The 11960-nt window shown below is 70.6% G+C and carries 4 protein-coding genes; all 4 read right to left on the reverse strand.

Annotated features, from left to right (window positions below; all coding sequences use genetic code 11):
- Position 1 precedes the first annotated feature (1 nt).
- The 4 genes from ABW16_RS12940 to ABW16_RS12955 are packed head-to-tail and all read right to left on the reverse strand — an operon-like array spanning position 2 to position 11952.
- Positions 2–232, reverse strand: coding sequence for an MbtH family protein (locus ABW16_RS12940; protein ID WP_047319563.1), 231 nt, complete (start codon positions 230–232; stop codon positions 2–4).
- The gene (gene mbtG / locus ABW16_RS12945; RefSeq protein ID WP_047319564.1) at positions 213–1505 is read right to left on the reverse strand and encodes an NADPH-dependent L-lysine N(6)-monooxygenase MbtG; all 1293 of its coding nucleotides are present in this window, start codon (positions 1503–1505) and stop codon (positions 213–215) included. The genes ABW16_RS12940 and mbtG overlap by 20 nt, the downstream gene beginning before the upstream one ends.
- The gene (locus tag ABW16_RS12950; protein WP_047319565.1) at positions 1502–5875 is read right to left on the reverse strand and encodes a non-ribosomal peptide synthetase; all 4374 of its coding nucleotides are present in this window, start codon (positions 5873–5875) and stop codon (positions 1502–1504) included. The genes mbtG and ABW16_RS12950 overlap by 4 nt, the downstream gene beginning before the upstream one ends.
- Positions 5872–11952, reverse strand: coding sequence for a non-ribosomal peptide synthetase (locus tag ABW16_RS12955; RefSeq protein ID WP_233424760.1), 6081 nt, complete (start codon positions 11950–11952; stop codon positions 5872–5874). The genes ABW16_RS12950 and ABW16_RS12955 overlap by 4 nt, the downstream gene beginning before the upstream one ends.
- Positions 11953–11960 lie beyond the last annotated feature (8 nt).

Raw genomic sequence — 11960 nt, forward strand, 5'->3', positions numbered from 1 at the left:
CCTAGCCTTCGCCGGCCGCCATGGCATCACGAAGACTCTTGGGCCGCAGGTCGTTCCAGTGCTGCTCGACGTACTCCAAACATGCCGCCCGGGCGGCACCCTGTTCAGCTCCGTAGACCACTCGCCACCCAGCAGGAACGTTGGCGAACGTCGGCCAGAGGCTGTACTGCTCCTCGTCGTTGATCAGCACGTAGAAGCTGCCGTTTTCGTCGTCAAAGGGATTGGTGCTCATCGGATCTCCTCGGTGTCGGTGGCGCGGCAGAAAGGTGGGCGCCCAGCACCCGGTCGGACAGCAGTCCCAAGCAGCTCAGGTTGGGAAAACCGGGCCCCTGGGTGAGGCCGGCCAGGTTGGGCAGGAAGAGCTTCGGGGTGACATCGCTGACGGCCAGGTCGTGTCCGATGGCCTCGGCCAGCCGGTCGCCGGTAAGCGGCCCGCCCAGGCCCAGCTCGAGCAGGTCCAGGGTGTCCTGGCCGAACAGCGACACGAACCACAGCGGGTCGGCGCCGGAGCCGTCGATGACCAGGTCGAATCCGTGCACGGTCTCGAAGTTCTCACCGCCGCGGTTGGTGCTCAGCGTCAGTCGGATTCGGCTGTCGCGGGCGACCGCGTGCGCCACCCGGCCCCGCAGGTGGCGGATCCGGTCGTCGGCCAGCAGCGCGTCCTGCACCCGGGCCGAGAACACCCCGCGGTCGGTGCGGGCCAGCGCATCTCGCCGCTCGGCCAACGTCAGCGCGGTCCAGTCGATGGGATCGGAGAACAAGGTGTTTTCGAAGAAACCTTCCCCTCGGGTGAACAGCGTCACCTGCGGGGAGATCACGGTGATCGTCGAAACCCGGTGCCGGAAAAGCTCATTGAGCATCGATGCGGCGGTCTCACCGCCGCCGATAACTGCAACGCGCTCGGCGCTGATCCGGTCGGCCGCGGCCCGGTGCCAGAACTGTGCGATGGAGAGCACCAGCGGGTTGCCGGGCAGGATCGACTTCTCGGCCTGGCCGGGCCCGGTGATCATCACCGCGTCTGCGGCCACCGTAGTCTCCCGGGAGGCCTCCCTCGTGTGCAGCACCCACCCGGCGCCGTTCACCCCCAGCCGCTCCACCTCACCGGGGATCACGTTGAGCCGCACCGCGTCGGCCACCCAGCGCAGGTACTGGCTCCACCGCAGGTGGGTGGGGGCCGGCCGGCCCCGGTCCACCCATTCGGCGAACTGGCCGGTGGCGATCAGATAGGACTGCCAGCCATAGCGGGTCATGCGCTCGTCGAGTTCGGCATTGCGGCCGGCCACCAGTGCCGAGCGGTAGGGGAAGCCGACGTCCTTCTCCGGGCTGGTGCCCAGCCGGTGCGCGCCGTCGGTCCAGCCTCCGGAGGCACGCCAGTTGGCGGCGACCTCGGTGCGTTCGACGGCGACCACGTCCGGCGCGGCGACTCCCATGTCGCGCAGCACGGCGGCCTTCGCGGCCACCGCGACCGCCTTGGCCCCCGCGCCCACCACCGCAAGTGTGCTCATCGCAGTTCCTCCACCAGGTCGCCCAGGCTGTCGGTGAACAGCTCTTGCAGCTGCACGATCTCGGCGTCGCCGAGAATATCGGGCAGCGTGCGCCACTGGGTCATCAGCGCCTGCCCCGCCCCGAGGTCGGCCACCGCGGCGAAGATGCTCAGCTCGTGACGCACCGCCTGGTCGGGCTCGGGCACCGACGGCAGCGCGGCGATCAGGTCCGGTGCCACGTCCGGCCCGCCGCCTGCCCGGTCGACCCGGCCCAGGTAGTTCAGCAGCAGCTGCGGCCCCGGCTGGGCCGCCAGCCGGTCGGCGGTGTCGGCACGCAGGTAGGCCAGCAGCCCGTAGTCGATTCCGCCACCCGGGATGTCGGCGAGTGCGCGCGCCACCCCTGCCGGGTCGGCCTGGGCCACTCGCAGCGGATAGATCGCCGACAGCAGACCGGCGATGTCGGCGGTGTCGACACCGGTCACGATCTCCTCGGCACGCCCATGGGTCTCCAACGCCAGCAGCGGTGTCGCGCGGGTCTGCCCGCGGCGAGCCCGCCAAGCGGTGACCATCCGCGCGGTCGCCGCGACCAGCAGGTCATGCATCGGAACCGGCAAGGCCAACAGCGCAGCGGTCAGCGTCGGGTCGGCTACGGTCACCGACACCGTGAGATCACCGGCGCGATCGCGCTGCGGGTCGACTCGCCGAGCACCCAGATCCGGGTCGTCGCCGGCCAGCTGGGCGGCCCAGAAGTCCACCGTGTCCAGGCTCTGCGCACGCTCCTGCAACGCGGTCGCCCAGCGCCGGTAACCGCTGCGCTCCGGCAGCGGATCGGCCCCGGCCAGCGCGGCGTGCAGTTCACCGAGAATCACCTGCCACGACACCGGATCCAGTGCCAGTACGTGCCCGCACAGGATCAGCACCCCTGCGCCGTCGGGCACGCGCAGCCACACCGCCCGCAGCATGACTCCGTTCTCCGGATCCAGGCTCTCCAACAGTCGGGTGCCGTGCTCGGTGACCACCGAAAGGTCGGCCGCGGTGACCGTGACCTCGGTCAGGACGTCGACCGGCTGGGTCGGGAACAGCGTCAGCTCGGCCCGGTCAAGGCGGGCATGCAACAGCGGGTGCGCGGCGACAATCGCGGCCAATGCGGCCCGCAGCCGCTCACCGTCGATGTCGTCGGGCAGCCGGATCGCTTCGACCTGCCCCAGCCGGCGTGGGCTGCCGTATTGGTAGAGCCAGCGGCCGGCCGGCAGCAGCGGAACCGGCCCGTGGGCCGCAGCCGAGCCGTCGCGCTGCGCCGCTTCGTCGGCTTCGGCGACTTCTCGGTCCAAGGCGGCGGCAACATCGCGAATCGTGTTACAGCTCAAGACGGTCCGCGGACGCAACGGCAGGCCGCGCCGGCGGGCCGCCCGCACCATCGACAGCGCGACGATGCTGTCCAAGCCCAGCTCACGCAGATCGGTCTCGACACCGGGGGCCACACCGCCGAACACTTCGGCGAGCAGCTCCACCAAGACCTTCTCGGTGTCAGTGACCGCCTCGACTCCACCGCCGACGAAGGGACCGGCCAATGCCAGCAGCGCCTCGGCATCCAGTTTTCCGTTGGAGGTCAAGGGCATCGATTCCACCGCGGTGATGCGGGCCGGCATCAGATAGGACGGCAGTCGGGTGCCGAGCTCGGCGCGCACCCGGGTTGTGTCCACCTGCGCGCCGGTGACGAAGCCGGCCAGCTGGGTTCCGGCCGGCCCCTGCACGGGCAGTACCGCGGCCGCGGTCACCCCGGTCGCCGCGGCCAGTGCCGCCTCGACTTCGGCGATCTCGACCCGGTAGCCGCGCACCTTGACCTGGTCGTCGGCACGGCCGAGGTAGACCAGCCGGCCGTCGACCCGGCGCCGGACCAGGTCCCCGGTGCGATACATCCGACCGCCGGCACGAAACGGGTCGGCGACATAGCGGGCCGCGGTCGCCCCGGCGCGGCCCAGGTAGCCGCGGGTGACCTGCGCGCCGGCCAGGTACAGCTCGCCGGCCACCCCGTCGGGCACCTCGCGCAGCGCAGAATCCAGCACGTGGGCGCTCATGCCCCGCACCGCTTCCCCGATCACCGGAACATCGGTGTCGGCGACGTCGGCGACGACGGCTTCCACCGTGGTCTCGGTGGGCCCGTAACAGTTGTGGACTGCCGTCGAGGGCGCCGCACGCAGTCGCGCCCAGGTGTGCGGCGCGATCGCCTCGCCGCCGAGCGCCAGCACGGTGAGGCGGTGGTCGGAGCCGGCGTCAAGCAGCCCGGCGTCGAACAGTTGGGTGAACATCGACGGTGAGGTGTCGATCATGTCCAGCCGGTGGCGGCGGATGCCGTCGATGATCGCTTCGGCATCCCGCATCTCCTCGGCGGAGAACAGGTGCACACTCTGACCGCCCAGCAGGCCGACCAGCGGCTGCCAGCTCGCGTCGAAACTCAGCGACCAGGCGTGCGCGACGCGCAGTGCCCGGCCCAGGCGCGCGACCGCGGGTGCGTACATGCGTTGCTGGTGGTCGGCGAAGTACGACGCCAGCGCGCGGTGGGTGCCGACGACGCCCTTGGGTTCTCCGGTGGATCCGGAGGTGAAGATCACGTAGGCGGCCGAGTCGGGGTGGATCGCGGTCGGGGTCCGGCGCTGCACGGCATCGTCGGAACGCAGCTCGGTTAGTAGTTCGACCGTCAGTGCCAGCTTCGGATCGGATTGGCGCAGAATCGATTCGATGCGCGTTTCGGGCAGGCTGATGTCCACGGGCACGTAGGCCGCCCCGGCCTGCAGCACTGCCAGGATCGCGATGACGGAATCCAGCGAGCGGGGCAGCGCGATCGCGACCCGGTCTTCGGGACCGATCCCGCGCCCGGCCAATGCCCGCGCCAGCCCAGCGGATTCGGCCGCCAGCTCGGCGTAGGTCAGGCTGCGGTTTTCACCGGTGAGCGCCGGACTGTCGGGGTGCGCCGCGGCGGCCGCCGCGAACAGGGCGGGCACCGATGTGGCCGGGTTAGTGCGGCGGTCCACCGGATCGGTGATGCGGGCCCGCTCGGCGGGCAGCAGCACGTCCAGGTCGGCGATGCGGGGCCGCGCCGGGTCGGGAAGCTGGCGCAGCACCTGCAGCAGGCGCCGTCCCAGATCCGGAATCTTCAATTCCCCCAGCGCATCCGGAATGGCCTCGAGCAGCACGGTGAGCCGGCCGTCGCGGGGCGGGTAGCTGACCAGGGTCAGCGGGTAGTGCGTGAGGCTTTCCACCGTGACCGGGATGAAGCGCACGCCGTCGGGCGTGGTGACCCCGGCCGACGCTGAGCCGATCGGTGCGTTCTCGAACACCAGCAGGGTGTCGAACACCGCATTACCGCTGGCCCGCTGCACCGTCGACAGGCTCAGGTACCCCAGGTCGCGCATGGCGGCGGTATCGCGTTGCAGCGCTTGGCAGGTGGCGACCACCTCGGCGCGCGGCGGTGTCGACGCGGCCACCGGGACAGTGTTGATGAACAGGCCGACCATGGTCTCGACGCCGGTGAGCTGTTGCGGGCGGCCCGACACCACCGCGCCGAACGCCACGTCGGTCCGGTCGGTGAGCCGGCCGAGCAGCACCGCCCAGGCGAACTGCAGCACCGTGTTCAGCGTCAGCCCGTGCCGGCGTGCCCACTCGGTGAGACGCTCGGTGGCAGCGGTGTCCAGCGCGACCTCGTGGGTCTGCGGGACGGCGCTGCCCACCGCGGCTCGCTCGCCGGCCAGGATCGTCGGGGCGCTCAGCGGCGCCAGGTAGTCGCGCCACCGCTGCGTCGCGGCGTCGGTGTCTTGACTTGTCAGCCAGCCGATGTAGTCGCGGTAAGGGCGTGGCGGGGGCAGCGGGTCGACACCGCCGGCGCGGTAGATCGCCACCATTTCGTCGAAGAACACTGCCATCGACCACCCGTCGAGCAGCAGGTGGTGCACGGTGAGAATCAGCCGGTACCGCTCGGGGGCGGACTGGATCAGCACGAAGCGCAGCAGCGGCCCGCGGGCCAAATCGAAGTTCGTGGTGCGTTCGATGCGCGCGATCTCGTCGAATTCACTTGGCGCAGATTCGATCTCCCGCCACGGCAGAACCGCTGTCGCCGGTATGATCTGCACCGGGTGCGGCAGGTCGACGTCCCAGAACGACGCCCGCAGGTTGGCGTGCCGGGCCAGCATCACGTCGGCACTGCGGCGCAGCAACGCGGCGTCGACGGCGCCCACGATATCGATGACGAACTGCACGGTGTAGATGTCGACACCGTCGACCGCACCCCCGTCATCGGTGGCAAGCTTGGCCAGCGAGAATAATCCCTGCTGCAGCGGGGAGAGCGCCAGCACGTCCTCGATCGCCGGGGCAACCCGCTGGGAGGTATCGGTCACGGCGAATCACCCCATGCCGCGGTCAGATCCGCCAGCGCGTCGCTGCTCAGACCCGAGACGCTCATCGGCTCGAACGCCGTGTCGGCCGATTCGGCGGTGCCACCGGCCGCAGCCGCAGCGTCGACAGCGGCGGCCAGTTCGGCGAACGTCGGGTGCTCGAAGATCATCCGCGGGTCGACGTCCAGCCCCGCCGCACGCGCCCGCGCGGCCAGCTGCACCGACAGGATGCTGTCGCCGCCGAGTTCGAAGAAGCCGTCACTGCGCCCGATCGCCGCAACACCCAACAACTCGGCGCAGATTCCGACCAGCGTCTGTTCGGTGGCGGTGACCGGCGGATCCGACTCCCCGCGGGTGGCCACCGCCGGCTGCGGCAGCGCGGGCCGGTTCAGCTTCCCGGAGTCCGTCAGCGGCATGGCGTCGAGCACCGTCAACGAGGACGGGACCATGTAGCCGGGCAGCGTCGCGGCCACGGCCGCACGCACCGACGCGATGAACTCCGCCGCGTCGGTGACCGGTGCGGCGGGTACCAGGTAGCCGGCCAGCGTGGTGCCGCCGCGCTGCTCCCAGGTGCGGGCAGCGGCCGACGCCACTCCGGGTGCGCCGCGCAGTGCGGCCTCCACCTCGGCCAACTCCACCCGGAAGCCCCGCACCTTGACCTGGTGGTCAGTGCGGCCAACGAATTCCAACACCCCGTCGACGGTCCACCGGGCCCGGTCGCCACTGCGGTAGAGCCGGTCGCCGGGCGTCTGCGAGAACGGGTTGGCGACGAAGCGGGTCGAGGTCAGCCCCGGCCGCTTCCAGTAGCCGCGGACGATCTGCGGGCCCGCGTAGTAGACCTCGCCGACCACCCCGGGCGGCACCGGCTGCAGCGCGTCGTCGAGCACATAGGCCTGCGACCCGGGTGTGGGCCGGCCCAGTTTCGGTGTGGGCGGCTCCAGTTCACCGCGCACCACCGCGCCGGAGGTTTCGGTGGCACCGAAGTTGTTGAGCAGCTGAGCGTTCGGGTCGAGTGCCCCGCCGAGCCGGGCCAGCAGGTCCGCCGACACCGGCTCGCCGCTGCACACCAGACGGCGCAGCCCGCGCAACGTGTCGCCGGATTCATGCGGCGGTCCCAGCTTCGCCTCTCCTCCGTCGAGCCTCGCTGAACCACCGTCGGAGTCGGCCAGCACGGAGATCAGGCTGGCCACCGCCGTCACCTGAGCCACCCGCTCGTCCACGATCAGCCGTGCCAGTGCCTCGGGGTTACGGAACTCGTTGTCGTCGGCCAGAATCAGCGTCGCCCCGGCGGCCAGCCCGGCCAGCATCTCCATGCCACCCTCCAGGAACGTCATCGACGACTGGGCCAGCCGGATGTCCTCACCGGCCACCGGGTAGTGGGCGAGCTGCCAGTTCAGCCGGGCACTCATCGACCGGTGGGTGCCCAGCACACCCTTCGGCAGGCCGGTGGAACCGGAGGTGAACACCAGATACATCGGGTCGTCGGGGTGCGGCACCGGAAGATCCACCCCGGCAGCGTCTTTGGTCAGCTCCACCTGCACATCGGCATCGTCCAGGCACAGCAGCGTCACACCGTCGCTTGCCGGAATCGCGTCCCGGGTGGCGCTGCTGACCAGGATCACCTTCGGCGCCGCATCGTTCAAGAAGACGTCGTCGATCATGAACTCGAGGCGCTGGCGCGGATAGCTCGGGTCCAGCGGGAAGTAGCCGGCGCCGGCCTTCATGATGCCGACCAGCGCCACCGGCAGATCCAGGTCGCGGCGCACCGACAGGCCCACCAGGGTTCCGGGTTCCACGCCGGCGGCGATCAGCAGCTCGGCGAGCCGGTCGGAGCGCTGGTGCAGCTGCGGGTAGGTGAGCTCGGCTCCGGCGCAGCGCACCGCGATGCCGTCGAAGCTGCGGCTGGGCGCCAGCACGTCGGCGATAGTGCGCGGGTCACCCGCGGGAGCCTCGGCACCGCGGCTCCACTGGTGCAGGATGCGGTCGCGCTGCTCGTCGTCGACCAGGCTGATGTCGCGCAGCGCCCGTCCCGGATCGCCTGCCATGGTGGCCAGCACCCGGCCCAGCCAATCGGCCAGCCGCTGCACGGTGGCGCGCTCGTAGAGGTCGGTGCGGTAGATCAGATGTCCGTCATAGCCGTCACCGTCGGCGTCCACGGTGGTGAACAGGTTCACCGACAGGTCGGCGTGCGCGATGTCGAACGTCGGCATCACGGTGCGGAAGACCAAGTCGCCGTCCGGACCGGTGTCGATGACGTGGGTGACGTCGGCGGCCTCGCGGACGTGGACCACCACCTGGAACAGCGGGTTGCGCGACAGCGTCCGGACCGGGTTGAGCGCCTCCACCAGCCGGTCGAAGGGCAGGTCGGCATGCGCGTAGGCGCCCAGGGCCGCCTCCCGCGCCCGGGTCACCACCTCACGCAGGGTCGGGTTGCCGGACAGCCGATTTCGCAGCACCACGATGTTGACGAAGAACCCGACCAGGTTGTCCAGGGCGTTGTCGGTGCGTCCGGCGATCGGCACCCCGAGCGGGATGTCGTCGCCGCTGCCGGCCAGGTGCAGCAGCACCGCGACCGCGGCCTGCACCACCATGAACTCGGTGGCGCCGGTCTCACGGGCCAGCGCCGCCAGCCCGGCCCGCACCTGCGGGGGGACGGTGAATGCGACGGAGTCGCCGGAGCCGTTCGCGGTGGCGGGGCGGGGGAAGTCCGGCCGCGGCCCGGTGTCGTCGGCCAGGCCGGCAAGTTGTTCGATCCAGTAGCGGCGCTGCGCCTCGATCAACCCGGACTCGTCACGCAGCAGTTCGCCCTGCCAGTGCGCGAAGTCGGCGTACTGCAACGCCGGCGGCTCCCATGCCGGCGCGGAGCCGGCGGCCCGAGACCGGTAGGCGATCAGCAGGTCGGTGAAGAGCACCTCGACCGACCAGTGGTCGGCGGCGATGTGATGCACCACCAGGGACAGCACCCGTTCGTCGCCGGGCAGGTGCAGCAGTGCCGCGCGGATCGGCCAATCCCGTTCCAGGTCGAACGCGATGGCGCGCTGCTCATCGAGTCGGGCCTTGGTCCACGCCGTGACGGCGCCCGGATCGATTTCCGGACACTGCAGTTCGGTCACCTGCACCGGCGCGGGCGCGTTGATGACCTGGTGGGGCAGCCCGTCGATCTCGGTGAACGTGGTGCGCAGGCTGTCGTGTCGGGCCACCACGTCGCCGATCGCGGCGGTCAGGGCAGCGGTGTCGCAGGGGCCGGTGAGCCGGGCCGACAGCGGAATGTTGTCGCCGGTGGCGCCGGGGTCCAGTCGGTAGGCGAACCAGGTGCGCAGCTGGGATGCCGACACCGGTAGATTCCCGGACCGCGGCACCGCGACCAGCGCCGGCCGCCCCAGCCCCGCCTCGTCGCCTTGTGCGGCAGGTGCGGTGTCTATCGCGGCGGCCAGCCGGGCCACCGTGCTGGCCTCGAAGATCTCCCGGATGCCGATCTCCACCTCGCAGCGGGCGCGGATCGCCGCCACCAGTTTGGTGGCCAGCAGCGAGTGACCGCCGAGGTCGAAGAACGAGTCGTCAGCACCCACCTTGTCGCGGGAGAGCAGTTGGGCGAACAGTTGCGCCACCACGTGTTCGGTGTCGGTCTGCGGCTCCCGGTAGGGCGTGCTCTCGACAGGCTGCGGGTCGGGCAGCGCAGCGCGATCGATCTTGCCGTGCGCGGTGATCGGGATGTCATCGACCACCACGTAGGCCGCCGGCGCCATGTATTCCGGCAATGCCGCGGCCACCCGGGCGCGGATCCGCGGAATCTCGACGGTCTCTTCGCCAGCGCCCGGGCCGGCGGGGGTCAGGTAGGCGACCAGGCTGCGGCCCAGCCCGGGGAGGTCCGACACCACCACCACGCACTGGCCGACGCTGGGATCCACCGAGATGGCCGAGGCCACCTCGCCGAGTTCGATCCGGAAGCCGCGGACCTTGACCTGGTCGTCGGCGCGGCCGATGAATTCCAGGTCGCCGGCGGCATTGCGGCGGGCCAGATCACCGGTGCGGTACAGCCGCTGGCCGGGTGTCCACGGGTCGGCGACGAAGCGCTCCGCGGTCAGGCCGGGGCGGTCGAAGTAGCCGCGCGCCACATGCGTTCCGCCGATGTAGATCTCGCCGATCACCCCGACCGGCACTGGCGCCAAGGCGTCGTCGAGCAGCCACATGGTGGTGTTGATGTTGGGGCTGCCGATCGGCACGATCCGGTTGCCCTGGGGGCCTTCCACTTTGTAGCGGGAGGAGTTGACCACGGTCTCGGTGGGGCCGTAGAAGTTGTGCAGCAGGGCATCGAAGGTGGCGTGGAATTTGTCCGCGAGCTCACCCGGCAGCGGTTCGCCGCCGATCGGGATGCGCCGCAGGGTGCGCCACTGGTTCACCCCGGGCAGCGACAGGAACAGCCCCAGCAACGACGGCACGAAGTGCATGGCGGTGACGCCTTCACGCTGCAGCAGGTCGGTCAGGTAGCCGATGTCGCGCAGTCCGTCCGGGCGCGGAATCACCAGCCGCGCACCGTTTCCCAGGGTTCCGAACAGTTCGCCGATCGACACGTCGAAGCTCGGTGAGGCGACCTGCAGCAGTACGTCGGTGTCATCGATGCCGTACTCGTCGCCGAACCAGAGCAGGTACTCGGTGATCGGGGCGTGGGATACCTCGACGCCCTTGGGCAGCCCCGTCGAACCCGAGGTGTAGATGAGGTAGGCGAGATTCTCCGGTCGCAGCGGCCGCACCCGGTCGGCGTCGGTCGGGTCGGTGTCGGGACGGCCGGCCAGCTCGTCGACGGTCAGCGGCTCACGCAGCACTATCGACGGCCGGGCGTCGCCGAGGATGAATTCGATACGGTCCGGCGGGTATTCGGGGTCGACGGGAACGTAGGCGGCGCCGGCTTTGGCGATGCCCAGGGCGGTGACCACCAAGTCCGTCGAGCGGCCGAACAGCACCGCGACCTTGTCCTCGGTGCCGATGCCGGCGGCGATCAGGTGGTGTGCGATTCGGTTGGCGCGTGCGTTGATCTCGGCGTAGCTGTACTTGCCGTGGTCGTCGACGACGGCGATGGCGTTCGGGGTGGCCGCAGCCCGGTCGGCCACCAGCGAGCCCAGGGTGGCCGGCGCCTCGGGGGGCGGGGCGAAGTCGGGTCCGCGGGAAATCGCGTCCAGCCAGGTCCGGTCGTCGTCGCCGAGGATGTCCAGCTCGCCGATGGTCGTCTCAGGCTGGGCGACCGCGGCGGACAGCAGCTGCACCAGGTGGCGCAGCAACTGCTCGACCAATGCCTCGTCGAGCACGTCGTGCAGGTACTCGGCCTCGATCAGCGCGCCGCCATCGTGTGAGCCGCCGGCCTCCACCATGATTCCCAGCGGCAGCTGGGCGATCTTGCCGCGGTAATCGGCTCGGGTGCAGGTGATCCCGTCCGGCTGGAAGCCGCCCCCGTGTGTCGACCGGAAACCGAAGCTGAGCCGGGTGAGTCGTTCCACTCCCCCGTGCCGGCGATCCGGGTTGAGTTCACGCACCACCCGGTCGAGGTTGATGCCCTGGTGGCCGAACGCCCCCAGTGCGGCGTCGCGGGTGTGCGCCAGCAGTTCGTTGAACCGGGCAGCAGCGTCGACCTTCGCGCGCAGCACCACGGTGTTGCCGAAGTAGCCGATGGCGCCTTCGGTACCGGCGGTGCGGTTGAGCACCGGTGAGGCGATGAGGAAGTCGTCGGTGGCGGTGTAGCGGTAGATCAGCGCCGACAACGCCGCGGCGATCACCATGTAGGGCGTAGCGCCGCTGCTGCGTGCCAGCTCGGCGATGCCGGCCATCAACTCGGCCGGCAAGGTGCGGGTGCACAATCCGGCGCGCAGGGTGCGAGGTACCGCCGAGCCGTGCGGGCCGGGCAGCTCGAGCGGGTCCGGCGGCTCGGCCAACAGCGTGCGCCAGTAATCCAGCTCCGCCGCGTGGTCGGAGTTCGCCGGTGCGACGAGGTTGATGCCCTGGTGGCCGAACGCCCCCAGTGCGGCGTCGCGGGTGTGCGCCAGCAGTTCGTTGAACCGGGCAGCAGCGTCGACCTTCGCGCGCAGCACCACGGTGT

Origin of the sequence: Mycolicibacter heraklionensis, from assembly GCF_001021505.1 — a bacterium.
GTDB classification, from domain to species: Bacteria; Actinomycetota; Actinomycetes; order Mycobacteriales; family Mycobacteriaceae; genus Mycobacterium; species Mycobacterium heraklionense.

What these genes read in the sequence shown, in the direction of transcription:
- ABW16_RS12940 (WP_047319563.1), bottom strand. Translation starts at nt 232, where the DNA reads ATGAGCACCAATCCCTTTGACGACGAAAACGGCAGCTTCTACGTGCTG.
- mbtG (WP_047319564.1), bottom strand. Translation starts at nt 1,505, where the DNA reads ATGAGCACACTTGCGGTGGTGGGCGCGGGGGCCAAGGCGGTCGCGGTG.